Raw genomic sequence first — 26,950 nt, 5'->3', positions numbered from 1 at the left:
CAACGCCGCTGGCTGCTCGGCTGCGAACGCCCTCGCCGCCCGACACTCCGGGCGGGGCCGGGCCGAGCCGATCCGCTGGCGCCTACTCGATTTCCGGCTCCGGCTTCGGGCTCTGCCGCCGCCGCGAGGTATACCGCTCACACGGCTCTTCCCTCCGCGTCACCGGCAGAACCCGCGCCCTCACCCGCATCCCCCGACGCCATGCCGTATGGCATCCGGAACAGCGCTCCATGCGCAACCCCTCCTCGCAGGTCATCAACGACTTCTCTTTCCCCACTTACCTACTTCGACGCGCACATCCCCCATTCGGTTCCCACTCCATCGACCCAGATCTGCCCTACCCGCCGAAGGCACGGTTGATGGCGGCCATGTCGAAGTAGTCGCGCCAGGTGCTGATCGCGCCGTCGGTGACCTCGAAGAAGCCCATGACCGGCAGCGGCGTGACACGACCCGCGCCACGCAGTGTGTCGGTGCGTTCGTTCATGACCACGGCACCGGATGCCACCTGATGGTGGATGTCGAAGTCGATGGCGTCGAAGGTGGTGAGAAAGCCCGCGATGAAGTCGCGGATGGCGCCGCGCCCAACGATCGGTTCCATCGGAATATTGTGGTAGACGGCGTCTTCGGCGAAATACGCGCTGATCCGGTCAGGATCGGGCTCCGACCAGCTGCGGCACATCGCACGTACGAGTTCATCTGGACTTGGCATTCGCTCGACCCACTTTCCTGCTGCCGAAGGGGACCAGGTCCCCCGCCCCTCGATTGAACCAAGCAATCGTTCGGTTGGGAAGGTGCGATCGCCGGTTTCCGATGTACATGCACAGCTGGGGTCCGTCCTACGCTGATGAAATGACCGACGACCAGCCCTTGCGCTACCGATTGATCACCGGCGCCGACGATGCGCGATTCTGCGAGCGGGTCAGCGCCCTCCTCGAGCAGGGTTACCGGCTGCACGGCTCCCCCGCGGTCACCTTCGACGGCACGTACGTAATCGCCGCCCAAGCCGTGATCTTGGACGACGAGTAGCGCGGTCATCGAAAGCACCCCCTCGCCGTGCGCGGCGGCCGGAGAGCACCTCGTCCGGCACGGTGAAGCTCAACCGATCCAGTTCTCCGGCAGCCAGTTCCGGTGTCCTCTGGGCCGCGTCGAGGAAGCGCTCCTACTCGGCCTCGTCGAGCACCCGGCGGCGAGAATGCGGAACTCGACGATCTTCGCCGCGGGATATTCCGAGAGTGAAAACTCCTCGGTGGGGGCGCGGCCCCATCCTCCACTCCGGCGCAATGTGAAACACTCTCTTCGCACACTACGCAGCTCGGACTGGACGAAAAACACCTTGCAGAGGCATATTCATGCGGGAAAACTCCATATATTGCGATGATTGCGAATTCTCGCCGCTACCATCGTGCACGTGCGCAAGATGTATGCGGGCGCCCGGCTTCGGCGGTTGCGCGAAGAGCGGAGGATGACCCAGGCAGCCCTGGCGAAATCGTTGGACCTCTCGCCCAGCTACCTCAATCAGCTCGAGCGTGACCAACGACCCCTCACCATTCCCGTGCTGCTGAAACTCAACTCCACCTTCGACCTCGACGTCCAGTTCTTCGCCGCCGATTCGGATGCGCGACTCGTGTCCGACTTGCACGAAGTCCTGGTGGACGCCGCCGGTGGACACACATCGCCACTGACCGAGGTGGAGGAACTGGCGACCCGCCAGCCGGAGGTCGCCAGAATCGTCGTGGCGATGCACCGGCGGCTACGCGCCGCCACCGACCAACTCGATCTCCTCTCGGCACGCGTATCCGCGCCCGCGGGCGCACCTGGCATGCCCATGCCCTACGAGGATGTGCGCGACTTCTTCTATGACCACCACAACCACATTCCGCAGCTCGACATCGCCGCCGAGCAGCTTTTCGAGAACTCCGGCCTCACCATCGGCTCGCTCGACCGCCAGCTCGCCCGGATCGCCGAAGAGCGTGCCGGGGTCACGGTCCTCGTCCGCGGTGACGGCGCGGACCGAACCATCCCGAAGCGGCATTACGACCCGGAGACCCGCACGCTGACCCTGGCGAGGCGATTGCGTCCCGGCCAGCGCGCCTTCCAGATCGCCACCACCCTCGCCTTCCTGCTGTACAGGGCCGAGCTGGACGGGGTACTCGCCGAAACCCCCTCACTCAACGGCGAATCCCGCACGCTGGCCCGCGTGGGGCTGGCGAACTACTTCGCCGGCGCTCTCGTGCTGCCCTACGGGCGGTTCCTCCGGTCGGCAGAGGAACTGCACTACGACATCGACCTGCTCGGACTGCGTTTCGAGGTCGGCTTCGAGACCATCTGTCATCGCCTCAGCACCCTGCAGCGGCAAGGGCAGCGTGGTGTCCCGTTCTTCTTCGTCCGCACCGACCGCGCAGGGAACATCTCGAAGCGCCAGTCCGCCACGGCGTTCCACTTCTCTCGCGTGGGCGGCAGCTGCCCGCTGTGGGTGGTGCACGAGGCGTTCGCGCACCCCGACCGCATCCTCACCCAGGTGGCCGAGATGCCCGATGGACGGCGCTATCTATGGATCGCCCGCACCGCCGTGACGGCGCCGCACGGGTTCGGCACCGCGACGAAGAACTTCGCGATCGGTCTCGGCTGCGATATCGAATTCGCCGAGCGGCTGGTCTATTCGGCGGGACTGCAGCTGGACGACCCGGCCGAGGCGGTGCCGATCGGCGCCGGCTGCAAGGTCTGTGAACGCCCCGCCTGTCCACAGCGCGCCTTCCCACACATCGGTAGCCCGCTCGCGGTCACCGAGAACACCAGCACCGATCTGCCCTATCCGCGCGTCGGCCGCTGATCAGGTATCGATCCTGGTGAGTTTGTCCGGATTGGCGATCGCGTAGATCCCCTTGATCCGCTCGGTCGACGGATCGATATCGAGCACGAGGACGGCGAACAGCGCGCCCGCCGAGAGGATCAGCGCGGACGGGTCGCCGTTGACGAACCGGTAGCCGACGCCGAAGTCGGGCACGTGGCTCCGCACCACCTGGCTCGTGATCAGGCGCGCGACCTTGTCGCGGCCCTGGACTGGCCGCAGCGCCGCGCGCTGCTTGCCGTCGGCGTCGGACCAGAACGTCACGTCCGGCGCGAGCAGTGCCAGCAACCCCGCCAGATCACCGTCCATCTGGGCGACGAGGAACTCCTCGGTCACCCGCCGCTGCACCCCCGGGTCGACCCGGCAGCGCGGCCGCCGAGCGTGCACATGCTCCCTGGCCCGGTGCGCGAGCTGGCGGGTCGCGGTGACGCTGCGGCCGAGGATCTCCGCGATGTCGGTGTGCGGATAGCCGAAGACCTCGTGCAACACGAACACCGCACGCTCGAGCGGGGTGAGCGTCTCCAGCACGACGAGCATGGCCATGGACACCGACTCGGCGCGCAGCGCGGGCGCCGCGGCATCCTCGCCGCCGTCCCCGACCGGCAAGTCGGTGACCAGCGGCTCGGGTAGCCATGTCCCGACGTAGGTTTCGCGCCTGCGGTTGATCACCGCGCGCCGGGCGAGGGCCTGGTTCACCGCGATGCGCACCAGATATGCCCTGGGGTGTTCGATCTCGTCGGTGTCGCCCCGGTGGCGCGCGACCCAGGACAGCCAGGTCTCCTGGAGCACATCCTCGGTGTCGGCGACGCTGCCGAGCATGTTGTAGACCACCGAGAACAGCAGCTCCCTGTGGTCGGCGAACACCCGCGTCGCGTGCTCGTCGACTGTCTCGGTCATCGGACCCTCCTTCGGTCTCACGCAGTAGGAGCGAGACGGCACCGCAATACGTGACGCCGATGGCCGAATTGTGATCTACCTCTCGGCACTGCGCCGCGATGTCACGTTCGCCCCGCGACGAGCGCTCTCGGTTCGCAACGGATGACACGCGTCCGGACCGAGAGAGGACATCAGAGTGACCGCACTCACCGACACACCATCATTCCTGGCGACCCGCCGCGGCAAGCTCACGCTGGCGCTGCTGTGCACGGTCGCCTTTCTCGACTTCGTCGACGGCTCTATCGTCAACGTCGCACTGCCGACCATCCAGCGCGAGCTCGGCATGTCGGTGCCGACGCTGCAATGGGTCACCAGCGGGTACCTACTGACCTACGGCGGGCTGCTACTGCTCGGTGGGAGGCTGGCGGACCTGCTAGGGCGGCGCAGAATCTTGATTGCCGGGACGGTCGTCATCGGCCTGTCGTCCGCGTTCGGTGGGCTGGCCGACGACAGCGGGCTGCTGATCGGAGCCCGGCTCGCGCAGGGAATCGGGGCGGCGCTGATGCTGCCCGCTGCGTTGTCGATTCTGACCACCAGCTTTCGGGAGGGCTCCGATCGGCACACCGCGGTCGGGATCTGGGGCGGGGCCGCCGGTCTCGCGTCGGCGGCGGGCGTGTTCCTCGGTGGTGTGATCACCGAAGGACCGGGCTGGCGCTGGGTGTTCTACGTCAACACCCCGGTCTGCGTGCTCGTGCTCGCGGCTGTTCCGCTGCTGATTCCGAACGATCAGCGCAACGAAGTTCGACGCGGCTTCGATGTGCTCGGCACGGTTTTGGCGACGTCGGGACTGATGACGCTTGTCTACGGCTTGGTGCAGGCACCCGAGTTCGGGTGGGGCGACGCGCGCACACTCGGCCTGCTCGCGATCGCCGCCACGCTGCTGGTCGGGTTCGTGGTGAACGAGCGCGTCACCGCCGACCCGCTGGTTCCGCTGTCGATCTTCGGCATCCGCGGGCTGGCCGCGGCAAATCTGACACATCTGGTCATCGCCGCGGGAATGATGTCCATGTTCTTCTTCGTCACGCTCTACATGCAGACGGTACTGGGCTATCGGGAATTCGAGGCGGGCCTCGCCTATCTTCCCGTGAGCCTCACCATCGGCGCCGCGGCCGGAGTGGCGACGAAGTTCTTCGCCAGAACCGGCACCCGAGTGTTCACCGTGGTCGGTTCCTTACTGTGCGGGCTCGGTGTGCTTCTGCTGTCACAGATGTCGACCGACGGGTCCTACCTCACTGATCTGCTGCCCGGGATGCTGGTGATGTCGGTCGGAGCCGGCGCGGTGTTCGTCGCGAACACCACGGCGGCGAACGCGGGCGTACCCGCCGATCAGGCCGGTCTCGCCGCCGCGCTGCTGAACACCGGACAGCAGCTCGGCGGCGCACTGGGACTAGCGGTGCTCACCGCCGTCGCAACCTCGCACACCAATGCCCAGCTCGCGGCGGGGCATGCAGCGGTCGAGGCGATGAACGCCGGGTTCGGGCGGGCACTGTTCGTCGGCGGTGTCATCGGAGTGGTTGCCGCGCTCCTCGGGTTGCGCACGGTGAATGCGCGCGGAGACAAGAACCGGTCAGCCGGACCAGCATCGGAAACCCTTGCCGTCTAGGCGATCACGGACAGGTGTGGCCGGGAACGAAGCACCCTTCCCTCAGTGTCGTGGTGTTCGCTTCCGGCGATGCTCGCGGGGCCGGATCGTCCCAGACGCCGCCGGGCTCCCAGCCGACACCGAACCGCCTACCGACCGTCAGGACTTGGCCAGGTACTCCAGGCGTTCGGAGTCGACGGCGGCGTGCATCATGCCCGCCAGACCAGGGTGCCGCTGCAAACCGGGATCGGATTCCACCACCTCGCGAGCGAATTCCTGGGCGGCGGTGATGACCTCGAGATCATCGAGCAGCGACAGCAGGCGCAGCGAGCGGGCAGTGCCGGACTGTGCGGCACCCAGCACGTCGCCCTCGCGGCGGGTTCGCAAGTCGAGCACCGAGAGTTCGAAGCCATCGGTGGTGGCGGCCACCGCGTTCAGCCGCGCCATCGCCGAACCGCCGGGTGCGGCGTCGGTGACCAGCAGGCACAGGCCCGGGTGCTCGCCCCGACCGATGCGGCCGCGCAGCTGGTGCAGCTGGCTGACGCCGAACCGGTCCGCGTCGACGATCACCATCACCGTCGCGTTCGGCACGTCGACACCGACCTCGACCACCGTGGTGCAGACGAGCACATCCACCGATCCCTCGTTGAACGCGCGCATCACCTGATCTTTTTCGTCAGCGGGCAGCCTGCCGTGCAACAGACCGACCCGAACGCCGGACAGCGGGCCGCTGCGCAGCGTCTCGAACACGTCGAGCACCGCCTGGGTGGTCGGCCCTTCCTTCTCGCCGCCGCCGGACTTCGATCGCCCATTGCGGGACTTGCCGGAGCCCTCCTCGTCGTCGCCGATCCGCGAGCACACCACATAGGCCTGGCGACCGGCACCGACCTCCTCCAGGATCCGTTCCCAGGCGCGATCAACCCAGTTCGGATGCTGCCTGCGCGGCACGACCTTCGAGGTGATCGGCGAACGTCCCCTGGGCAATTCGGTCAGGGTGGAGGTCTCCAGATCACCGAGTGTCGTCATCGCGATGGTGCGCGGAATCGGCGTCGCGGTCATCACGAGCAGATGCGGACTGCTACCAGCCTTCGCTTTGGCGCGCAACGCGTCTCGCTGCTCCACGCCGAAGCGGTGCTGCTCGTCGACCACCACCATGCCCAGATCGAAGAATTCGACGCTGTCCTGAATCAGCGCGTGCGTGCCGATCACGATGCCCGCCTCGCCGGTCACCGCCTCCAACAACGCTGCTTTCTTGGCCGCGGCCGACATCGACCCGGTGACCAGCACGATGCGGGTCGCGTGCTCGGCCGCGCCGAGTTCGCCCGCGGCGCCCAGCTCGCCGAGCATGCCGCGCACCGACCGATAGTGCTGTGCGGCAAGCACTTCCGTCGGCGCGAGCAGAGCACACTGCGACCCCGCGTCGACCACCTGCAGCATGGCGTGCAGGGCGACGATCGTCTTGCCGGAGCCGACCTCGCCCTGCAGTAGCCGGTGCATCGGCTGCGTGCGGGCCAGATCGGCCGAGATCTCGCCGACCACCTGCTTCTGTCCGGCGGTGAGCTCGAACGGCAATTGCCGGTCGAACGCGGCGGCGATGCCGTCGGTATGCGGCATGCACGCCCGGGCCGTCCGGCCGGACACCTCGTGCCGCCGCTCGGCCAGCACCAGTTGCAGTGCCAGCGCCTCGTCGAAACGGAGCCGCTCCCTGGCCTGCTCGATGTCGGATTTGTGGTCGGGCAGGTGGATCAAGCGCAGCGCGTCGGATACCTGCAGCAGCGCGCGTCCGGCTCGGACCGGCTCCGGCAGCGGGTCATCGATCGGGTCGAGCTGGTCGAGCACTTGGCGCACACAGGCGAGCACGTCCCAGCTCTGCACCTTCGCGGTCGCCGGGTAGACCGGGATGAATTCCCGTTCCATGAACGAAGTGTCCACCCCGCCGGCACCTTTCGCGCTCTGCGCGAGCCCACGCAGGTCACCGCCGCCGCGCACCTTCGTCAGCGCGCCGACCGATTCATCGTCCTCGATCTCGGGCAGGATCAGGTAGCCGGGATGACTGAGGTTCCAGTGGCCAGGGCGCCAGTAGTTCACGGTGCCCGACATCATCGCCCGCAGACCTTCGCGAACAACGTATTTCACCTTGTCGCCGTTGAAGAACGTGACGTCGACGCCGCGCCCTGAACCGGTGTCGAGGACCACCTTCAACAGCGAACCGCGGCGGTTGCGCATCGGACGCAGTTCGGCTTTCGTGATCCGCCCGATGACGGTGATGTGCGAACCGTCCTCGGGATCTTCCTCCGTGAGCGGCTGACCTTGGGTCGCGTAGCGCACCGGGTAGTGGCGCAGCAGATCCTCGACGGTATGCATGTCGAAGGCATCCGCCAGCGAGGCGGCCGCCTTCACGCCGAGGATGTGGTCGAGCCGATCGCTCAGTGTCGCCATGCCTACTCCACTCCGATCTGCACCAGGTCGCCGCGCTGCCCACCGGGATACACGATGACCTCGACACCGGGAAAGCTCTGTGCGATGTGCGCGGCAAGTTCGTCGCCGAGCCCGTCCGGCGCCGTCGCCCCCATCAGCAGGGTGACCAGCTCGCCGCCGAAGGCGAGCATCCGATCGAGCAACGTCAGTCCGGCTGTGCGCACGTCGCGATCGATCACCACCACGTCATGGCCGACCAGACCGAGCCCGTCGCCCCGCGCACAGGTGCCGACCATGGTGAGCGCGCGCTGCGTGGCGGCGCGCAGCGATCCCCAGCGCGTGGTGGCGGCGGCCTCCGACATCGCGAAGGCGTCGTCGACCGCGATCCGGCCCCGGTCGTGCACGGCCAGCGCGGCGAGCCCCTGGACCATGGACGCGCTCGGCAGCAGGAGCACGTCCCGGTGGGCGTCGCGCGCCGCGACGCCCACCGCGACGAGCTCATGCGCGGGCAGCGCGCCGTTCGGCAGTACCAGGACCTCCCGGTTCGGCATCCGCCGGATCGCGGCGACCAGCGCTCGCGCGGTGACCGGCTCGTGGCCGCCGAGCGCCACAGCCCCCGCGTCTTCGAACAGCGTCACGGCGCCCTCTCCGGAAGCGACCGCGAGAACCCTCCGGTCGGCCGGAACCTCGGGGCTCGCCGTGGTCGCGACATCGCGCGCGGCGAGGCTGCCCGCCACTACATCGGCGGAACCGGGTACGGCCCGTGGGGAATCGGATGCCGCGGCGATGGTGGACATTGCGGCGTCGATCTGTGCCGCGTCGGCTGAACGGGCACGCTTCTGCCGCGGGATCTCGCTGTGCTCGGGCCTGTGGTCGAGGTTTTCGGAGAACGCGAATCGCTCGATGCGAATTCTGCTGAGCGTGCCCGCCGCGATCCCCGCCTCCACCGCGGCGCCCGCGTCGGCGCAGTGCACATGGGCGGACCAGAAGCGGTCGCCGTCACCGACGACCACCACCGAATCGCCGAGCTCACCAAGGCGCACCCGCAGCGTCGCGACCCTCGACTCGTCGGTGTCGGCAAGCAGGTACATCACCTCATAACGCGACTCGGCACCGGACTCGACCTCGAACTCAGGCGCCGGTGGAACCGCGACCGCCGGGCGCCGGCCGTACTCCGGTCGCGCAGGCACCTCGCCGAGAGTCACCGTGACCAAGCTGTCCAGCAGCACGACCAGACCGCGAGCGCCTGCGTCGACCACCCCGGCGTCGCGCAGCACACCGAGCTGGGAAGGCGTGTCCCCGAGCGCTTTCGCAGCACCGTCGGCCGCCGCCAGCGCCACGGCCGCGAGAGAGGTATCCGAGCAGGCCGCAGCACACGCGGATGCGCAGTCCAACACGGTGAGGATGGTGCCCTCGATCGGCACACTCAATCCCGCGCGCACCAGTGCCGAGGCTCCGTCGAGCGCGGCACGCAGGGTGACCGCCGTCAGGGATTCCCCGCGCACGGCGTCGGCGATGCCGCGCAGCACCTGGGAGAGGATGATGCCGGAGTTGCCGCGGGCACCGATCGTCGCACCATGTGCCATGGCCGCGGCGACGGTATGGGCCGACGCCGCACCGGGTTCCGCGCTTTCGGCGAACACGGCCACCTCGGCGGCCGCGACCGCGGCGCGCATAGTGGCCAGCAGGTTGGTCCCGGTGTCGGCGTCCGGGATGGGGAATACATTCAGTGCGTTGATCTCTTCGCGCCGATGCTCCAGACCCTCGAGGCAGGCTCGGCCCCAGCGCAGCAATGCCGTGCCGTCCATCACGTCCCGCAGTCCGGGCACTGTCACCTCTTTCCCGTCCGCCACCTGGACACCTTCACCGTCCGCCAGGTTAGCGGGCGAGACCGACAGTGAGCGCGAGATACCGGGCCACTACACTGGCGGATGCCCAGCAAACATTCCGGCCCCCCTTTCCCGGGACCGGTTTGGTGGATCGAGACCCGCACAGCTACCCTTGCAGGGTTGCCTCGCGCGGCCGTCGCCGGTCCGCGCTGGCCGACATTCGTCGGCAAGGCACATCACGACATTGTTTCCGGACATGCCGCAGTGCAAATGCGGCGGTCCCCACCATGACATGAAGGAGTTCGCGACTATGGCTGCCGTCTGCGACGTCTGCGCCAAGGGCCCCGGCTTCGGGAAGTCGGTCTCGCACTCGCACCGGCGCACCAACCGTCGCTGGAACCCGAACATCCAGACCGTTCGCGCTCAGGTCGCGCCGGGCAACACCCGCCGCATGAACGTGTGCACCTCCTGCCTGAAGGCGGGCAAGGTCGTCCGCGGCTGATCCGCCCCGCTGACCAGTACTACCGACACACGCCCCGGCACCCTCATCGGGTGATCCGGGGCGTAGTCATGACCGCGCTTGCGCAGCGAGCACGATGACCGAGCCTGCGTGGCACATCCTTCCCTTGGCTGCCGAGCAGACGCGCAGTCTCGCCGAGTGCCACATCGCGTGCTGGCGCGAGGCTCATCGAGACCTGGTGCCCGCGCACGTGCTGGACGCGTTCGACGTCGAGCGCCGAGCCGAGCAGTGGGAGCGCAACCGGGTCCGGTATCCCGGCCACACGCATGTCGCGGTCGTCGATGACGCCGTGATCGGATTCGCCAGTGCGGGTCCGCCCCGCGCCGCACAGGCCGTGACCCCGCTCGAACTCCACGCGCTCTATGTGCGCTCAGCGTGGTACGGCACTGGCGTCGCGGACGATCTGATCCGCGTCGCGCTCGATCCGGCAACGCCGTGCTCGCTCTGGGTGTTCGAGCAGAACCCACGCGCGCAGGCCTTCTACCGCAGACACGGTTTCGCGCTCGACGGCGCGCGCAGGGCGGAGCCGCTTTCCTCCGCGATCGAGGTGCGCATGGTGCGCGATCCGATGCCGCACGGCGACTCCGCACCCACCGAGGCTCCGCAGGACACGCGCTAGGGTGCAGATCATGTCATCCACTCAGCATGCCGACTACGTGACGACCGTCGACGGCGTTCTGCTGATCACCGTAGCCACCGCCGCCCATGGCACGTCCATGGACTTCGCCGGAATCAACGCGGGCACCGCCGCGCTGCGCGCGCTCGGTGCCGAGGTGGGCGCGGTGCTGCTTCGGGGTACCGGTTCGAACTTCTGCGCGGGCGGCGACGTTCGCGGGTTCGCTGCCGCGCAGGACCGTTCGGCGCATATCCACGGTCTGGCTACCGACTTGCACGAGTTCGTGCGTGCATTGGACGCGACCACGGTTCCGGTGCTGGCCGCGGTCCAGGGCTGGGCGGCGGGTGCCGGGATGAGCCTGGTCTGTCTCGTCGACATCGCGGTAGGCGGCCCGGGCACCAAGCTGCGGCCCGCCTACCCCGGCATCGCACTGAGCCCCGACGGCGGCATGTCCTGGACCCTGCCACGCCTCGTCGGCGCGGGCCGGGCCCGCGACATCCTGCTCACCGACGCCGTTCTGGACGCGGACGAGGCGCTACGACTCGGCATTCTCAGCAAGCTCGTAGCCGACGAGAAAGTCGCGGATGAGACGCTGCGACTCGCGCGTACCTTCGCCGCCGGCCCGCATTCCACCTACGCGAGCATCAAGTCGCTGCTGCGGCAGTCGGATTCGACGACACTGAGCGACCAGCTCGACCGCGAACGTGAGTCGATCGCCGCGGCCGCGAACACCCCTGCCGGACGCGAGGGAGTGAACGCGTTCGCAGAGAAGCGCAAGCCCGATTACACCGGACTCGCCTGACGCCGGGTCACTCCCGCGACTCCAGCACGAATTTCGCCACCGCGTCGGTAAACGAATCGTTGTCGTCGCCGGCAGCGGTGTGCGCGGCGCCGCCGATCTCCACCAGCTGCGCATGTGGAACCAGCCGCTGGAATGCCTCGGCTCCTTCGGCACTCACCACGTCCGAGCGCATGCCCCGCACCAGCAGCACCGGAATGGTCAGCATCCGCGCCGCGCCCTCCATCTGCTCGGTCGCCGCCGTCGCGTCCGCGACCCGATCGCCGAGCATGCCCGGATCCCAGTGCCAGTACCAGCGACCGTCGCGCTCGCGCAGATTCCGCAGCAGGCCGTCGGTGTTCTTCGGCCGGGGACGATGCGGCATGTACTCGGCGACCGCGTCGGCCGCCTGATCGAGGGTGTCGAAACCGTCGCGGTGCTTGCCGAGGAAGTCGATCACCCTGGCGACGCCCTCCGGCTCCGGCCGGGTCACGATATCGACGAGCACCAGCGCGGTGATCGACTCCCCGCCTGGCACGGCGGTGGCGAGCAGACCGGTGACCCCGCCCATGCTGGCGCCGACCACGACGGCGGGCGCGCCGAGCTGCTCGAGCACGAGGAGCAGGTCGTGCACCATGGTGTCGCGTCGATAGTCGCGGTCGGGCGCCCACTGACTGTCGCCGTGCCCGCGCGCGTCCAGCGTGACCACACGCATTCCCGACGCGCCGAGACGCGCGCCGGTCTGCTTCCACGAGTGGCGCGTCTGACCGCCCCCGTGCAGAAAAACGACGAGCGGGCCGTCGACCGGGCCGAACTGATCGGCGGCCAGCTCGATTCCTCCCCAACCGCGCAGCCGAAGCCGGGACGGTTCGAGAAGATTGTTCGCATTACTCACGATCTGAGGATCGCACAAAGCCGGTACCGGCTTCGCGGGAACCTCTCGATCAAGACCTCAGCAGGCGAGGTTGCCCACCAAGAACAGGCACGCGACCTTGGCGTTCACCGACGCGGAGATGGTGGAGGAGCCGGTGGAGGTGAACTCCTCGGCGACCGGCGCCGAGGTGGTTTCCGTGGCGGGCTCGAGCCGCAGCGGGGACGCGCCGGCGACGGCGGCTCCGCTAGTGAGCGCGGCGCAGACGGCCAGGGTCGCGGTGGTGCCGCGCAGCGCGCTGCGGACGGTGGTGTTGTGCATGGAAAAGCTCCTCACTCGATATCTTTTTGGTCGATCACATACAGGCACCTCAAGGCAGGCGCCAGTCAACCGGTTCGGCCCCCAGTTCGTCGAGCAATTCATTGACTCGCGAGAAGGGGCGGGAACCGAAGAAACCACGCGACGCGGACAACGGCGACGGATGCGCGGACTCGATGTAGGGGATCTCAGCCTCGGCCAACTGCGGCTTCAGCGTCGACGCGTCTTTGCCCCACAGGATCGCCACGAGCGGCTCGTCCCTGGCGACGAGGGCGCGAATCGCCTGTTCGGTGACCGCCTCCCAGCCCTTGCCTCGATGCGAGGCAGGCTTACCGGGCGACACTGTGAGCACTCGGTTCAGCATCAACACACCCTGGTCCGACCACGGGCTCAGGTCGCCGCACGACGGCGTCGGGTGCCCGAGGTCTTTGCTGTACTCCGCGAAGATGTTGGCCAGGCTGCGCGGAATCGGCGAAACATCGGGCGCCACAGAGAAACTGAGTCCCATCGGGTGGCCGGGCGTCGGGTAGGGGTCCTGGCCGACGACGAGCACTCGCACCGCGTCGAACGGACGCTGGAAGGCGCGCAGGACATTCTCACCGGACGGTAGGTAGCCACGGCCCGCGGCGTTCTCGGCACGCAGGAAATCCCCCATCGCACCGATCCGATCCGTGACCGGCTCCAGTGCCTTCGCCCATCCCGAATCCATGACTTCCGACAGTGGTTTCTCGCCCATGACCGCACAACTTATCGTGGTCCGCCCTAGAACGGCGAGTCCGCCCCATGGAACGATTCCCACCCACCGTCACCCGCGTGCACCACGCCGTCGACGGTGACCCCGCGACCGGCGACAACCCGCCCGATCGTGACCCATCCAGCGGGCGGCACACACCCCGGCGCCCACACGCCGACGAAGGCATGATCCTCGCCGCCGGTCAGGATCCATTGCGCCACATCGGCATCCAGTCGCGCGGCGATCTGTTCGAGCGCCCGGTCACGCAGGGCCGCCGAATCCAGATCGATGGCGACGCCGGAGGCCGCCGCGACATGCCCCACATCGGCGAGCAACCCGTCGGATACATCAGTCAGCGCGTGCAGCCCGGCTGCCGGCGAACAGGTCCGCTCCGTATTATCCGGATGTCGCTCCGAACTGCCCACTTCCGCCTGCGCATCCACATCAGCGGCGCCGTGCAGCACATCCAGCACCGCCGCGTACGGCGGCCGCGGAATGCGATGGGCGGCAAGTGCTTCGGCTAAGTCGACGGCGGTCATACCGGCGGTGAGCGCGGCGAGGCCCGCGGCCGACCAGCCGAGACGGCCTGCGACGGCGACCGTGTCACCCACGCGTGCACCGGCTCTCGTGATCGGCGCCCCGCCACGAAGGTCACCGAAAGCGGTGACGGAGATGACCAGATCGCGGCTGCGAACCAGGTCGCCCCCCGCGATCGATCCGCCCACCCTGACGGCCTCGGCCCACATGCCATCCGCGAGACCGTCGACCACCTCGAGCGGGGTGTCGGCCGGGCAGCCGAGCGCGACGACGAACGCGGTCGGCACCGCTCCCATAGCGACGACATCGGCGGCGTTCTGGGCGATAGCTTTGCGACCGATGTCCTCGGGGCTCGACCAGTCCAACCGGAAATGCCGATCCTGCACGAGCATGTCGGTGGTGACCACGAACCGGCCATCCGGCGCGGCCACCAGCGCCGCGTCGTCGCCAGGACCGAGCAGCACGCCGCGCGCCTGCACCCGGCCCGCATTGATACGGTCGATCAGCGCGAACTCCCCCAGTTCACGCACCGTCCTCGGGCCCGTGCTCTCGCTGATGACCGATCCTTTCAGGCACGCCGCTTGCTGGAATCGGCCCGACGGTACCCTTTCCAGGGCAGTTGGGTATCACCGGGCCGGTCCACCGTGCCGCCGCGCTCCCGCGGCGCCGACGTCCGGCACCGTTCAGCGCGAGCAGGAAGGATCGGTGGGCATGGCGGCGGATTCGCCGAACCGGGACTCGGCCGAGGACAAGCAACCAGCGGCCACAAGCTCCGACCCCGACGCTCGGGATTCCGAGTCGACAAACCCTTCGGCGAGGAACACCACCGACGACGCGGGCTCGGACCCCGACACCGCTCCCGACGTCGAAGCGTCGGGCGGCAACGGTGCGGACTTCCCCGCTCGAGCCACCGGGCCGGCCACCGAAGCCGGTGCGGCCGACACGGAGACACCGGCGGTTGGGGAAGAAGTCCCAGCCCGGAGCGCCGACACAGCGACCGTCGAACCTGCCGACGACGCGACGGAACCCGCTGCGGCCGAAGACGCCTCGCCCGCGGACGCCCCGACACGCCAGTACTCCCCGGCCTTGATCGCCACCGCCGTTGCCCTTCCCGTCATCCTGGTCGTCGCCGTGCTCGTGGCCGCCGTGCTGGCGCGCCGCGCGCCGGTCGACCGTGAACCGTTGGTGCTCGGTCCCGTTCCCGCTCCCGCCGCCGCTGGTCCCGCCTGCACCGCACTGCTGCCCGCCTTGCCCGCGGAGCTGGGTGAATTCACGAAGTCGACGCTCGTCGAGCCCGCCCCGCCCGCCACTCGAGCGTGGCAGCGCGCCGATGGCGGCGACCCGATCGTCCTGCGCTGCGGCCTGGACCGCCCGTTGGAGTTCCACCGCGCCGCACCCCTACAGATCGTGAACGGCGTCCAGTGGTTCGAGGTCCGCGACCAGGCCGCGAAGGCGAGCACCTGGTTCGCTGTCGACCGGGAAACCTATCTCGCGCTGACCGTGCCCGACGGATCCGGCCCGACCCCGTTGCAAGAGGTCTCCGACACCATCACCGCCACCCTTCCCGCTCAGCCGATCGACCCAGGTCCGCTCCCCAACTGACCGGACGGCTTCTGTGCGGGCCGGCATCCCGGTGATCTCGACTAGCGCAGGCCGGTGCCCCGGGTGAGGGCGGTTTCGACGAGGGTGGAAACCAGCACGGCGTAGTCGATGCCGGTGGCTTCCCACATACGCGGATACATGGAGATCGCGGTGAAGCCCGGCATGGTGTTGATCTCGTTGATCACCGGTCCCTGCTCGGTGACGAAGAAGTCGACGCGTGCGAGGCCCTGACAGTCGAGCGCCTGGAAGGCGCGCACGGCGAGTTCCCTGATCCGATCGGACACGTCGTCGTCCAGCTTGGCCGGAACGTCGAATTCGCAGACGTCATCGAGGTATTTCGTATCGAAGTCGTAGAACTCGGGGCTGTCAGCGGTGGTGTCCTCTTCCGGCATCCGGATCTCCGCGACCACACTCGCCGAGAGCCGCCCGTCCGGGAACTCCAACACACCGCACTCCACTTCGCGTCCGACGATGCCCGCCTCCACGATCACCTTGGGGTCGTGCGCACGCGCCACCGCGATCGCCGTGTCCAGCTCACTCCAGTCGGTCACTTTGGTGATGCCGATCGACGACCCACCGCGCGCGGGCTTGACGAACACCGGGAGTCCCAGGCGCGCCCGATCCGCCTCGGCGACCGTCGCAGTGCCGGGCCGCAGCACCACCTGCGTGCCGATCGGGAGTCCCTCGGCCGCCAACAGTTTCTTCGTGAATTCCTTGTCCATGCCCGCCGCGCTGGCCAGCACACCGGGACCGACGTACGGGATCCCGGCGAGCTCGAGCATCCCCTGCAAGGTCCCGTCCTCACCGAACGGTCCGTGCAAGATCGGGAACACCACGTCGACCGAGCCGACCGCGGCGCTCGGATCATCGAGCGCGATCAGCGCCCCCGAGCGGCTCGGGTCGGCGGCCAGAGTCAGCGCCGTGCCGGTGGCGTCCACCGACGGCAGGGCACCGTCGTTGATGCCGAGCGCGGAGACGTCGGAACCGCCTAGTACCCACCGACCCTCCGTGGTGATGCCGATCGGCACCACCTCGTACTTCTCCGGATCCAGGTTCCGCAGCACGCTCCCGGCGGACACGCAGGACACGGCGTGCTCGTTGCTGCGGCCGCCGAACACCACGGCCACCCTGATCCGGTTCGTCATGCCCCGAACCGTACCCGTTTCCAGGACCCGCCTAACCGCTGACTGTCCCGGCCACGGCGATGTCGCCCGCGTGCGGGCCGGTTCGGATCACTCCGGTTTGATCCGCCGACCGAGCAGGTTGCCGACAGCTTCACGCACGGAGAGACCTTCGTGACACACCTGGTGCACCCCGGTCGTCAGTGGCATCTCCACCCCGTGCCGCTCGGCGAGCGCCCGGATGGATGTGCAGGACTTCACACCCTCCGCGACCTGGCCATGAGTCGCCGACTGCGCGGCGTCCATGGAACCGCCCGCACCGAGCACGTGGCCGAAGGACCGGTTGCGCGACAGCGGCGATGTGCAGGTGGCTACCAGGTCGCCGACCCCGGCAAGACCCGCCAAGGTCACCGGCTCCGCGCCGAGGGCCACCCCGAGCCGGATGATCTCGGCCAGACCACGGGTGATCAGGCTGGCGATCGAATTGTCGCCCAATCCCATTCCCGAGGCGATGCCGCAGGCGAGTGCGATGACGTTCTTGCACGCGCCGCCGATTTCGCAACCGATCACGTCGGTGTTGGTGTACGGCCGGAAGTATCCGGTCGCGCTGGCGTGCTGCAGCGCGACCGCGCGGTCGGTGTCGGTGCAGCCGATCACAGTCGCGGCCGGCTGGCCAACCGCGATCTCCCGCGCCAGATTCGGCCCGGACAGCACCGCGACCCGGCTCTGGTCGGCGCCGGTGACCTCCTCGATCACCTGACTCATCCGCAACAGCGTTCCGGTCTCGATTCCCTTCGCCAGGCTCAGCAGCGACGCATCCGGCCCGATGAGGTGCTTCCACTCCGCGAGATTCACACGCAAGGATTGCGACGGCACCGCGAGCACCACGATGTCCGCGCCGTCCAGCGCCACCGCGGGGTCATGGGTGGCCGCGATCGGCGGCAGCGGAATATCCGACAGGTAATCGGGATTGCGATGTTCGGAGGCCAGCGTCGCGGCCACCTCGGGTCGCCGGGCCCAGATCGTGACGTCGGTTCCCGCATCCGCCAACACCTTCGCGAATGCCGTCCCCCACGATCCCGCGCCAAGTACAGCCGCCCTCGTCATCAGCCCAATATGCCATGGAAGGATTGGTCGCATGCGCCCGCACGCCGTGCATGCCGTGATCGCGGTCAAGAGCCTCGATCGGGCCAAGAGCCGACTGGCCGATCGGCTGCGCCCGGAGCACCGCGCGCGGCTGGTGCTGGCGATGCTCGCCGACACCGTGACCGCCACCGCGGCGGTCCCCGATGTCGTGTCGGTCACGGTGGTCACTCCGGATCCCGCCGTGGCCGACCTGGCTCGCGCGCTGGGCGCCGACGTCCATCCCGAGCCGCTCGGCGCCGACTCCGACGGGCTCAACACCGCCTTGGCCAGCACTGCCGCCGCGTTGCGCGGGGCGCACGGCCCGATCGATCTGCTCGCCCTCCAGGCGGACCTCCCCGCGCTGCGCCCGGAGGAGTTGTCCGACATGCTCGCCACCGCCCCGCGGGGCGTGCGGTCGATCGTGGTCGACCACGCGGGCAGCGGCACAGCCGCGCTCCTGGTCCGCGACCCGGCCGCCGCGCTCGAGCCGCGTTTCGGTCCCGGCTCGGCACTCCGCCATGTCGCCGCGGGTGCGGTCGATCTGACCGGAGACTGGCCGGGCCTGCGCCTGGACGTCGACACCGCCGACGACTTGGACCGCGCGGTGGCGCTCGGGGCCGGGAACGCGACGCGCGCCGTGCTGCACGACATCGGCTGGCCAGGTCGCGTTCCCAAGCACGTTCCGCATGTATGCTAGACGGTCGCCATGGACGGCAATCCCGACGGAGTACTGCACACGGCCCCGTCGGTAGGGGATGATCGTGATGTGAGCGATACGGAAATTGTCAAGCAGCAACCGTTGCTTCCCCCACCTCTTCCGGCGGCTACACCACTGTCCGCCGACTCGGCGGCGCAGCGGTTGCCCCGTGATCGCTACCTCAATCGCGAACTGAGCTGGCTCGACTTCAACGCCCGGGTGCTCGCCCTCGCCGAGGACGCGTCGCTTCCCCTGCTGGAGCGGGCGAAGTTCCTCGCTATCTTCGCGTCGAATCTCGACGAGTTCTACATGGTGCGGGTGGCGGGCTTGAAACGGCGCGCCGAGACCGGCCTGCTCGTGCGGTCGGCCGACGGCCGTTCGCCGGGGGAGCAATTGGAGTTGATCGCGGCGCGCGCCCAGGAAATCGCGGTGCGACATGCCCGTGTCTTCCTCGACGACGTGCTGCCCGCGCTGACCGGCGAGGGCATCGCGATCATCGACTGGTCCGACTTGGACGACGATGAGCGCCAGCGCCTCTCGGGCTACTTTCAGGATCAGGTGTTCCCGGTTCTTACCCCGCTCGCGGTGGATCCAGCACATCCGTTCCCCTACATCAGCGGGCTGAGCCTCAACCTCGCGGTGACGGTGAAGGATTACTCCAACGGCGGCGAGCACTTCGCCCGCGTCAAGGTTCCCGACAACGTCGATCGCTTCGTCCGCGTGCGCCGCACCGAATCCGCCTCCCCCATCGCGGCTTTCCTGCCGATGGAAGCGCTCATCGCGGCGCATCTGGAGCTACTGTTCCCGGGCATGGAGGTGGCCGAGCACCACTCTTTCCGGATCACCCGTAATGCCGACTTCGAGGTCGACGAGGACCGCGACGAGGACTTGCTGCAGGCACTGGAACGCGAACTGGCCCGGCGCAGGTTCGGTTCGCCGGTGCGGCTCGAGGTCTCCGACGATATGACCGAGCACATGCTCGATCTCCTACTGCGCGAGCTGGACGTCCATCCCGGCGACGTGATCCAGGTGCCCGGCCTGCTCGACCTGTCCTGCCTCTGGCAGGTGTACGGCGTCGACCGACCGAATCTGAAGGACACCCCCTATGTCCCCGCGACGCCGCCCGCGTTCGGCGAGCGGGAGACGCCGCGCAACGTGTTCGCGGCGCTGCGCGAGGGCGACGTGCTCGTGCACCACCCCTACGACTCGTTCTCCACCAGCGTGCAGCGATTCATCGAACAGGCCGCCGCCGACCCGCAGGTGCTCGCGATCAAGCAGACGCTCTACCGCACCTCCGGCGACTCGCCGATCGTCAACGCGCTCATCGACGCCGCGGAAGCGGGCAAGCAGGTGGTCGCGCTGGTCGAGATCAAGGCGCGCTTCGATGAGCAGGCCAACATCAAGTGGGCCCGCGCGTTGGAGCAGGCGGGCGTGCATGTGGTCTACGGCCTCATCGGACTCAAGACCCACTGCAAAACCTGCCTGGTGGTGCGCCGCGAGGGCGCGACCATCCGCCGCTACTGCCACATCGGGACCGGAAACTACAATCCGAAGACCGCGCGCTTATACGAGGACGTCGGATTGCTCACTGCCGCACCGGAAATCGGTGCCGATCTGACCGACCTGTTCAATTCACTGACCGGTTACTCGCGAAAAGAGAACTACCGCAACCTACTTGTCGCTCCGCACGGCGTGCGCGCGGGCATCATCGAGCGGATCCAGCGCGAGACCGAGTTGGCATCCCAGGGGCGCGAAGCCCGAATCAGGTTGAAGGCCAACGCGATCGTAGACGAGGAGGTCATCGACGCGCTGTATCGAGCCTCCCAGGCAGGCGTACCGGTACGCATCGTGGTGCGCGGCATCTGCGGGCTGCGCCCCGGTGTTCCTGGGATGAGCGAGAACATCGAGGTCCGCTCGATCCTGGGTCGGTTCTTGGAGCACTCGCGCATCCTGCACTTCCAGGCGCAGGACGAGTACTGGATCGGCAGTGCCGACATGATGCATCGCAACCTGGACCGCCGGGTCGAGGTGATGGCGCAGGTGAAGGATCCGCGGTTGACCGAGCAGCTCGGCGAGGTATTCGACTCGGCGCTGTCTGCGACGACACGCTGCTGGGTACTCCAGGCGGACGGTGCCTGGCAGGCCTGGCCCGAGCAGACCACCGACGGCGACAAGATACGAGACCATCAGGAGTTCCTCATGCGGCTGCGGAGGCCCGAACAGCAGTGAGCGATAGCACCGGGTACGAGATGGACGGGGGCCCGTTCTGGGATCCCCGCGTCACCGCCAATATCTACGCCGCGGGCGCGGTACCGTGGCGCAGGACAGTGAACGGAGCGGTCGAGATCGCGATCGTCCACCGCCCCAAATACCAGGACTGGTCGCTGCCGAAGGGCAAGCTGGATCCCGGAGAGACCCCAGTGCTCGCCGCGGTCCGCGAGGTCGCCGAGGAGACCGGGCTGGATTGCAGGCTCGGCCGCTACCTCGGGCACGTGACTTACCCGATCCCGGGCCATCGCAAATTGAAGAGGGTCGACTATTGGGCGGCCGAGGTCGTAGACGGCGAGTTCGCCGCCAATTCCGAGGTGGACGAACTCAGCTGGCACCCGCTGGACCGGGTGATGGACCAGTTGTCGTATCCGATGGATCGGCAGGTGCTGCGCGCCTTCGCCCGCCTGCCCGCCCGCACGAGCACGCTGCTGCTCGTGCGGCATGCGAAAGCGGGCCGGAGAGACCGCTTCAACGGGCCGGACGAGCAGCGCCCCCTGGATCGACAGGGCGAGGCTCAGGGGCGGGCTCTGGTGCCGAACCTGCTGGCCTTCGGGGCATCCGAGATCTTCTCCGCCGATCCGCTTCGCTGTGTGCAGACGGTGGCGCCGCTGGCCGAGAAACTCGGCGTCGAAATCACCCTGGAGCCATTGCTTTCCGAGGCCGGTTACGCTGCGGCGCCCGACGCGGCCCGCGAGCGCACCCGAGCTCTCGTGACCGACAATGCCGTTCGCGTCATCTGCAGCCAGGGAAAGGTGATCCCGGACCTGCTGCAGTGGTGGGCCGACCGCGACGGCGTCGTGCTGCCGTCGGCGCGCAACCGTAAGGGCAGTGTGTGGGTGTTGTCGTTTGCCGAGGGGCGGTTGGTGGCCGCGGACCATCTGGATCGGTCGCTCTCGACCGGTGTCGTGAATTCCTGACGGCTCACAGCACCGCGGCGCCTTGTCGTGTCGGAACCACATCGCGGCACCGCCGCAGCCACTGCACTGCCGCGGCCACTGCACCGCGGAAAATGGCCCCGGGGGGTGCGTCCCGGGGCCATTTCAATCGGTGAGGCGAATGGCCCAGCCTTCCGAGGCGGGCCCGTTCGGCGCCGATACGACGGTGGGGTGATATATCAGCGGGCGCGGCGAGCCGGAGCCTTCTTGGCCGCGGTCTTCTTCGCAGGCGCCTTCTTGGCGACGGTCTTCTTCGCGGCGGTGGTCTTCTTGGCCGCAGTAGCCTTCGTAGCTGTCTTCTTGGCGGGAGCCTTCTTGGCCGCGGGCGCCTTCTTCGCGGGCGCCTTCTTGGCGGCGGTCTTGGTCGCAGTCGCCTTGCGGGCGGTGGTCTTTGCCGGAGCCTTGGCGGCGGCCTTACGGGCTGTCGTCTTGGCAGGCGCCTTGGTCGCGGTCGCCTTCTTTGCGGCGGCCTTCTTGGCCGCCGTCTTCTTCGCGGCGGCCTTCTTTGCGGCCACCGGTGCGTTCACGCCGCGCTTGACGGCGGGACCGCTCGCCGCCAGCTTCTGCTTACCCGCGATGACCGCCTTGAATTGCGCGCCGGGACGGAACGCGGGCACCGAAGTGGGCTTCACCTTCACGGTTTCGCCGGTGCGCGGGTTCCGTGCGACGCGAGCCGCACGCTTACGCTGTTCGAACACACCGAATCCGGTGATAGTGACGCTCTGACCCTTGTGCACCGCGCGCACGATGGTGTCGACCACATGCTCGACTGCCGCGGTGGCCGTGCGCCTGTCCGTACCCAACTTTTCGGTCAGAACGTCGATCAGTTCCGCCTTGTTCATTGAATCCTCCGCAGACTAATGGCCCGTCGTCGGACCGACTAGGTACCACGGTAAACCCACTTTGGGCAAGAGTCTATGTGCCACGCCAAAATTCATGTGGTTTAGCACACGTCCAGCTACCGCTACTCAGGCCGCACAGCTAACACGCGGGGGTGATTACGTCTGCGAAATATGTGCCGGCAGGGTGGTGGGTTTCCATGCCGGCCTTGCCCTTTCGAACTCGGCGATGGTGTCACTCCGGCGCAGAGTCAGTCCGATGTCGTCCAATCCTTCGAGCAGACGCCACCGGGTGTAGTCATCAATATCGAACGGCAACACGACGGTTCCGGCCGCCACGGTGCGGGCTCGGAGGTCCACAACCAATTCCATGCCCGGCTGTTCCTCCAGCAACTTCCAGAGCATTTCGACATCGTTCTGTGACATCTGAGCCGCCACCAGACCGCCTTTACCCGCATTGCCACGGAAGATGTCGGCGAACCGCGACGAGATGACCACCCGAAAGCCGTAGTCCGACAGCGCCCAAACGGCGTGCTCACGCGAGGATCCTGTACCGAAATCCGGACCCGCGACCAGCACACTACCCCTGTTGTAGGGCTCGATGTTCAGAATGAATGTCGGATCCGTTCGCCATGCGGCAAACAACCCGTCCTCGAATCCGGTGCGGGTTACCCGCTTCAGATAGACGGCGGGGATGATCTGATCGGTATCGACATTGGAGCGGCGCAGCGGCACCCCGATGCCCTGGTGCACAGTGAAGGCTTCCATAACGAATCTCCTGGGTTCGATTGGGTGTAGCGGGGCCGGTCAGTCCAGATCCGCAGGCGACGACAGAGTTCCACGGAGCGCCGTCGCGGCCGCTACGAGGGGGGAAACCAGGTGGGTGCGGCCGCCTTTGCCCTGCCTACCTTCGAAGTTCCGGTTCGATGTGGAGGCGCAACGCTGGCCGGGCGCGAGTTGGTCCGGATTCATTCCCAGACACATTGAGCACCCCGCCTGCCGCCATTCGGCGCCAGCCGCGGTGAAAATCTCCCCTAATCCTTCTTTTTCCGCCTGCGCGCGAACCCGCATCGAGCCCGGTACAACCAGCATTCGCACTCCGTCGGCGACATGGCGCCCCTTCAAAATCCCGGCCACCGCGCGCAAATCCTCAATGCGCCCGTTGGTGCACGAACCGACGAATACGGTGTCGATCGAGACTTGCCGAAGCGGAGTTCCCGGCTCCAAATCCATGTACCGCAGTGCCTTCTCTGCCGATTCGCGGGCCGCCTCGTCAGCGATTTCCGCGGGGTCGGGCACCGCCGCACCGAGCGGGGCGCCCTGCCCCGGGTTGGTGCCCCAGGTGACGAACGGGGACAGCTCGGCGGCGTCGATGTGCACCTCGGCGTCGAAAACCGCGCCCTGGTCGGTCTTCAGCGCCTCCCAGGCGACCACCGCCGCATCCCAGTCGGCCCCCCGCGGGGCGTGCGGCCGCCCTTTCAAGAATTCATAGGTCGTGGCGTCCGGTGCGATCATGCCCGCCCGCGCACCCGCCTCGATGGACATGTTGCAGATCGTCATTCGGGCCTCCATCGACATGGCGCGGATGGCCTCGCCCCGATACTCCAGGACGTACCCTTGGCCGCCGCCGGTGCCGATCTTCGCGATGACCGCCAGGATCAGATCCTTGCTCGTCACGCCCGCAGGCAGCGCGCCGTCCACGGTGATCGCCATAGTCTTGAACGGGCGCAGCGAGAGGGTCTGGGTGGCAAGCACATGCTCGACTTCGGACGTGCCGATACCCATCGCCAGGGCGCCGAACGCGCCGTGTGTCGAGGTGTGGCTGTCGCCGCACACCACCGTTGTCCCCGGCTGGGTCAAGCCGAGCTGCGGCCCGACCACGTGAACGATTCCCTGGTCCAAGTCGCCCATCGGATGCAGCCGGACACCGAATTCCGCGCAATTGCGCCGCAGCGTCTCCACCTGGGTCCGCGAAATCGGGTCGGCGATCGGCTTGTCGATATCGATCGTCGGAACGTTGTGGTCCTCGGTCGCGATGGTGAGATCCGGTCGCCGCACCGGCCGGCCCGCGGCGCGCAGCCCGTCGAAGGCCTGCGGACTGGTCACCTCGTGGACGAGGTGCAGGTCGATATAGATCAGGTCGGGTTCGCGCGAGGCGCCCTCACCTGCACCGCGAGCGACGACATGCTGGTCCCATACTTTCTCGGCCAGCGTGCGCGGTTCGGCCATAGTCGATCACCTTTCGGACGAGCAGCCGTTCCGCGATCCGGGCTGTGGCGCGGCGACGGTTGCACCTGTTGAGATAGCTGCGCCTGGTCGGACCATGGAGACCGGAATCCGCGAAGGTGCGTTTTCGCCGATGGATTTCTCAACATCCGGGACGCTAGTATCGTTCTATGAGACAGCATAGCGGTGTCGGCGTCCTCGACAAAGCAGTGGCGGTCCTGTACGCCGTAGCCGAGCATCCCTGCGGTCTCAACGAGCTGTGCGCACGCACCGGATTGCCTCGCGCTACCGCGCATCGTCTTGCCGTAGGCCTGGAGGTGCACCGCCTGCTCGCCCGCGACAACAACGGGATGTGGCGCCCCGGACCGGCCCTCGCCGAACTCGCGACCGGCGCCAACGACCCGCTGCTCGATGCCGCGTCGGCCATTCTGCCCCGGCTGCGCGAGATCACCGGGGAGAGCGTTCAGCTCTACAGCCGCGACGGCAACGCGCGCATCTGTGTCGCGGCGCTGGAACCCCCCGTCGGACTGCGCGATACCGTCCCGATCGGGGCGCGCCTTCCGCTCACCGCGGGCTCGGCCGCCAAGGTGCTGCTCGCCTGGTCCGATCCAGAGCTGCAGCGCATTATTCTGCCCGACGCGGTGTTCGGAGAGCGGGCGCTGGCCGAGGTCCGCAAGCGCGGTTGGGCGCAGAGCGCAGGCGAGCGCGCGGCGGGTGTGGCCAGCGTCTCCGCACCGGTGCGCGATGCCGCCGGCACCATCGTCGCCGCCGTATCGGTATCGGGCCCGATCGACCGGATGGGCCGCAGGCCGGGCGCCCGCTGGGCGGCGGACCTGGTCGCCGCGGCCGAGGCATTGCACAAGCGCCTGTAACACGTTTCGGTCGAACTCTCTATGGTTGGCCAATGGGAGTCAACCAACGGGCACAGATCGTGATGTCCGACACCGAGATCACCGAGTTCCTGGAGCGCAGCCGGATCGCGACACTGGCAACCATCAGCAGAAAGGGAACGCCGCACCTGACCGCCATGTGGTACGCGCTCATCGACGGCGAGATCTGGTTCGAGACCAAGGCCAAGTCGCAGAAGGCGGTGAACCTGCGCCGCGATCCCCGGGTCACCTGCATGGTCGAGGCGGGCCAGACCTACGACCAGCTGCGCGGTGTGTCGATCGAGGGTCGTGCCGAAATCGTCGAGGACGCCGGAAAACTGTTCGCGGTCGGTGTGAGCGTCTGGGAACGCTACACCGGGCCCTACAGCGAAGAGACGCGCCCGATGGTGGAGTCCATGCTGCACAAGCGGGTCGCCGTCCGCGTCGTTCCCGAGCACGTACGCAGCTGGGATCACCGCAAACTGGGCCTTCCACAGCTACCGCTCGGCGGCACCACCGCACAGTGGCTCGACTGAGCCGAGCACGACCCGGGCGAGCGACGCGCCCGAATTCCAACTGACACAACCGCCTCGAACCCGATAGCGTCGAGGCGTTCGACACGAATCGGCCGGGCACCACGGCCCGAGGGGATGCGGTGCACGGCCGCGATGACGAGGAGCAGGCGATGGCGGATTCGGATAGTTCCCATGACAGCGCCGACGAGGTGAAGCGCAAGTTCCGCGAGGCGCTCGAGCGCAAGAATCAGCAGAACGCCCGTGCGGCCGACCACCTGGACGGCCGGTCCAAGGCTTCCGCGGCGCACACCGCGGCCAGCCACAAGCGGGAATTCCGCCGCAAGAGCGGTTGATCCGCGAGACGAGCAAGGCCCTCCAGCCGAACCGCAGGAGGGCCTTCCGTTATCCGCCACACCCAGCCGTCGACCCGACCCGACGGCTCGACCAGGCGAATCAGCCTGACTGATCTGGCCAGAACGTTCCGGCCAGTGACTGGACATCGAACATCTCGACGAACGCGGCTTCACCGCGCGACCAGTGCAGTTACAGCGCGAAACCGAGGGCATATATCCGCCACACCTCTGCGGCAAATTTCTGGCAAATCATCTCGGACTGGCCGAGGACCCCTTGACCAGCGGCCCGGCCAGACCACTCGGTCCCCCATCGCCGGCCGACTGAACCCGACCAACGCGGTCTGCGGCTGCCGGACTGAGCACCCCGGCCAATCCGATCCTCAGCTGCCTGCTGGCCGCTCAGCCAACGCA

Annotated in this window: 25 protein-coding genes and 1 pseudogene; 13 read left to right on the top strand and 13 right to left on the bottom strand. The window is 67.9% G+C overall.

What is annotated here, in order from left to right:
* Window positions 1–337: 337 nt before the first annotated feature.
* A complete protein-coding gene (locus AB0H00_RS10860) occupies window positions 338–709 on the bottom strand; it encodes a limonene-1,2-epoxide hydrolase family protein (protein WP_357264225.1) in 372 nt (123 codons plus the stop codon).
* A 140-nt stretch (window positions 710–849) separates the two neighbouring features.
* Here AB0H00_RS10860 and AB0H00_RS10855 point away from each other — a divergent pair, with 140 nt between their 5' ends.
* Both AB0H00_RS10855 and AB0H00_RS10850 read left to right on the top strand, forming a co-directional pair.
* Entirely contained in the window at window positions 850–1,026 is a 177-nt protein-coding gene (locus AB0H00_RS10855; RefSeq protein ID WP_357264222.1) for a DUF1737 domain-containing protein, read from the top strand.
* 382 nt (window positions 1,027–1,408) lie between these two features.
* Window positions 1,409–2,830: a short-chain fatty acyl-CoA regulator family protein gene (locus AB0H00_RS10850; protein ID WP_357264219.1), complete on the top strand. Its 1,422-nt coding sequence runs from the start codon at window positions 1,409–1,411 to the stop codon at window positions 2,828–2,830.
* Here AB0H00_RS10850 and sigJ read toward each other — a convergent pair whose 3' ends face one another.
* Window positions 2,831–3,745, bottom strand: a complete 915-nt coding sequence (gene sigJ / locus AB0H00_RS10845) for an RNA polymerase sigma factor SigJ (RefSeq protein ID WP_357264216.1) — start codon at window positions 3,743–3,745, stop codon at window positions 2,831–2,833.
* Between the two features lie 175 nt (window positions 3,746–3,920).
* Between sigJ and AB0H00_RS10840 the strand changes: the two genes are divergently transcribed.
* Entirely contained in the window at window positions 3,921–5,387 is a 1,467-nt protein-coding gene (locus AB0H00_RS10840) for a DHA2 family efflux MFS transporter permease subunit (protein WP_357264213.1), read from the top strand.
* A gap of 138 nt (window positions 5,388–5,525) precedes the next feature.
* Here AB0H00_RS10840 and recG read toward each other — a convergent pair whose 3' ends face one another.
* Window positions 5,526–7,805: an ATP-dependent DNA helicase RecG gene (recG, locus tag AB0H00_RS10835; protein ID WP_357264210.1), complete on the bottom strand. Its 2,280-nt coding sequence runs from the start codon at window positions 7,803–7,805 to the stop codon at window positions 5,526–5,528.
* Between the two features lie 2 nt (window positions 7,806–7,807).
* Window positions 7,808–9,592 carry a DAK2 domain-containing protein gene (locus tag AB0H00_RS10830; protein WP_357264389.1) on the bottom strand — a complete coding sequence of 595 codons (1,785 nt, stop codon included), beginning with the start codon at window positions 9,590–9,592 and terminating at the stop codon, window positions 7,808–7,810.
* A 331-nt stretch (window positions 9,593–9,923) separates the two neighbouring features.
* Between AB0H00_RS10830 and rpmB the strand changes: the two genes are divergently transcribed.
* The 3 genes from rpmB to AB0H00_RS10815 all read left to right on the top strand — a co-directional run bounded on the left by rpmB (window position 9,924) and on the right by AB0H00_RS10815 (window position 11,551).
* Complete coding sequence (gene rpmB / locus AB0H00_RS10825; RefSeq protein WP_011210730.1) at window positions 9,924–10,115, top strand: 50S ribosomal protein L28; 192 nt, start codon at window positions 9,924–9,926, stop codon at window positions 10,113–10,115.
* A gap of 94 nt (window positions 10,116–10,209) precedes the next feature.
* The gene (locus AB0H00_RS10820) at window positions 10,210–10,752 is read left to right on the top strand and encodes a GNAT family N-acetyltransferase (protein ID WP_357264207.1); all 543 of its coding nucleotides are present in this window, start codon (window positions 10,210–10,212) and stop codon (window positions 10,750–10,752) included.
* A 10-nt stretch (window positions 10,753–10,762) separates the two neighbouring features.
* The gene (locus AB0H00_RS10815; RefSeq protein ID WP_357264204.1) at window positions 10,763–11,551 is read left to right on the top strand and encodes an enoyl-CoA hydratase-related protein; all 789 of its coding nucleotides are present in this window, start codon (window positions 10,763–10,765) and stop codon (window positions 11,549–11,551) included.
* 7 nt (window positions 11,552–11,558) lie between these two features.
* Here AB0H00_RS10815 and AB0H00_RS10810 read toward each other — a convergent pair whose 3' ends face one another.
* Genes AB0H00_RS10810 through thiL form a run of 4 tightly spaced genes read right to left on the bottom strand, consistent with a single transcriptional unit; the run spans window position 11,559 to window position 14,516 of the window.
* On the bottom strand, window positions 11,559–12,422 hold the full coding sequence (locus tag AB0H00_RS10810; protein WP_357264201.1) for an alpha/beta hydrolase: 864 nt from the start codon (window positions 12,420–12,422) through the stop codon (window positions 11,559–11,561).
* A gap of 57 nt (window positions 12,423–12,479) precedes the next feature.
* Window positions 12,480–12,719 carry a hypothetical protein gene (locus AB0H00_RS10805; protein WP_357264197.1) on the bottom strand — a complete coding sequence of 80 codons (240 nt, stop codon included), beginning with the start codon at window positions 12,717–12,719 and terminating at the stop codon, window positions 12,480–12,482.
* Window positions 12,720–12,768: 49 nt separating this feature from the next.
* Window positions 12,769–13,452 (bottom strand): uracil-DNA glycosylase, encoded by a 684-nt coding sequence (locus tag AB0H00_RS10800; RefSeq protein ID WP_357264194.1) that lies wholly within the window; start codon window positions 13,450–13,452, stop codon window positions 12,769–12,771.
* A gap of 26 nt (window positions 13,453–13,478) precedes the next feature.
* Window positions 13,479–14,516 (bottom strand): thiamine-phosphate kinase, encoded by a 1,038-nt coding sequence (gene thiL / locus AB0H00_RS10795; protein ID WP_357264191.1) that lies wholly within the window; start codon window positions 14,514–14,516, stop codon window positions 13,479–13,481.
* Window positions 14,517–15,009: 493 nt separating this feature from the next.
* Between thiL and AB0H00_RS10790 the strand changes: the two are divergent.
* Window positions 15,010–15,588, top strand: a pseudogene (locus AB0H00_RS10790) (DUF3515 domain-containing protein); the annotation flags it as partial.
* A 41-nt stretch (window positions 15,589–15,629) separates the two neighbouring features.
* Here the strand turns inward: AB0H00_RS10790 and AB0H00_RS10785 are convergent.
* On the bottom strand, window positions 15,630–16,733 hold the full coding sequence (locus AB0H00_RS10785; protein ID WP_357264189.1) for a D-alanine--D-alanine ligase family protein: 1,104 nt from the start codon (window positions 16,731–16,733) through the stop codon (window positions 15,630–15,632).
* 87 nt (window positions 16,734–16,820) lie between these two features.
* On the bottom strand, window positions 16,821–17,816 hold the full coding sequence (locus AB0H00_RS10780; RefSeq protein WP_357264186.1) for an NAD(P)H-dependent glycerol-3-phosphate dehydrogenase: 996 nt from the start codon (window positions 17,814–17,816) through the stop codon (window positions 16,821–16,823).
* 31 nt (window positions 17,817–17,847) lie between these two features.
* Here AB0H00_RS10780 and cofC point away from each other — a divergent pair, with 31 nt between their 5' ends.
* From cofC to AB0H00_RS10765, 3 genes are all read left to right on the top strand, one after another.
* Window positions 17,848–18,531 (top strand): 2-phospho-L-lactate guanylyltransferase, encoded by a 684-nt coding sequence (gene cofC, locus AB0H00_RS10775; protein ID WP_357264183.1) that lies wholly within the window; start codon window positions 17,848–17,850, stop codon window positions 18,529–18,531.
* A 69-nt stretch (window positions 18,532–18,600) separates the two neighbouring features.
* Window positions 18,601–20,760, top strand: a complete 2,160-nt coding sequence (locus AB0H00_RS10770) for an RNA degradosome polyphosphate kinase (RefSeq protein ID WP_357264180.1) — start codon at window positions 18,601–18,603, stop codon at window positions 20,758–20,760.
* A 20-nt stretch (window positions 20,761–20,780) separates the two neighbouring features.
* Window positions 20,781–21,719, top strand: a complete 939-nt coding sequence (locus AB0H00_RS10765) for a bifunctional NUDIX hydrolase/histidine phosphatase family protein (protein ID WP_357264386.1) — start codon at window positions 20,781–20,783, stop codon at window positions 21,717–21,719.
* A gap of 197 nt (window positions 21,720–21,916) precedes the next feature.
* Here AB0H00_RS10765 and AB0H00_RS10760 read toward each other — a convergent pair whose 3' ends face one another.
* The 3 genes from AB0H00_RS10760 to leuC all read right to left on the bottom strand — a co-directional run bounded on the left by AB0H00_RS10760 (window position 21,917) and on the right by leuC (window position 24,805).
* Window positions 21,917–22,579 carry an HU family DNA-binding protein gene (locus tag AB0H00_RS10760; RefSeq protein ID WP_357264177.1) on the bottom strand — a complete coding sequence of 221 codons (663 nt, stop codon included), beginning with the start codon at window positions 22,577–22,579 and terminating at the stop codon, window positions 21,917–21,919.
* A 156-nt stretch (window positions 22,580–22,735) separates the two neighbouring features.
* A complete protein-coding gene (gene leuD, locus AB0H00_RS10755) occupies window positions 22,736–23,344 on the bottom strand; it encodes a 3-isopropylmalate dehydratase small subunit (RefSeq protein ID WP_357264174.1) in 609 nt (202 codons plus the stop codon).
* Window positions 23,345–23,383: 39 nt separating this feature from the next.
* Window positions 23,384–24,805, bottom strand: a complete 1,422-nt coding sequence (gene leuC / locus AB0H00_RS10750) for a 3-isopropylmalate dehydratase large subunit (protein ID WP_357264171.1) — start codon at window positions 24,803–24,805, stop codon at window positions 23,384–23,386.
* Between the two features lie 167 nt (window positions 24,806–24,972).
* On the opposite strand from leuC, the gene AB0H00_RS10745 reads away from it, so the two are divergent.
* The 3 genes from AB0H00_RS10745 to AB0H00_RS10735 all read left to right on the top strand — a co-directional run bounded on the left by AB0H00_RS10745 (window position 24,973) and on the right by AB0H00_RS10735 (window position 26,539).
* Entirely contained in the window at window positions 24,973–25,674 is a 702-nt protein-coding gene (locus AB0H00_RS10745) for an IclR family transcriptional regulator (protein ID WP_357264168.1), read from the top strand.
* Between the two features lie 32 nt (window positions 25,675–25,706).
* Window positions 25,707–26,207, top strand: a complete 501-nt coding sequence (locus AB0H00_RS10740) for a PPOX class F420-dependent oxidoreductase (protein ID WP_357264166.1) — start codon at window positions 25,707–25,709, stop codon at window positions 26,205–26,207.
* A gap of 149 nt (window positions 26,208–26,356) precedes the next feature.
* Window positions 26,357–26,539, top strand: coding sequence for a DUF5302 domain-containing protein (locus tag AB0H00_RS10735; protein WP_357264164.1), 183 nt, complete (start codon window positions 26,357–26,359; stop codon window positions 26,537–26,539).
* The last annotated feature ends 411 nt before the right edge of the window (window positions 26,540–26,950 follow it).

It is taken from the genome of Nocardia sp. NPDC023852, assembly GCF_040639505.1.
Lineage (GTDB): Bacteria > Actinomycetota > Actinomycetes > Mycobacteriales > Mycobacteriaceae > Nocardia.
The sequence above is the reverse complement of the archived record's forward strand: the minus strand, read 5'-3'. Positions and strand labels throughout refer to the sequence as shown.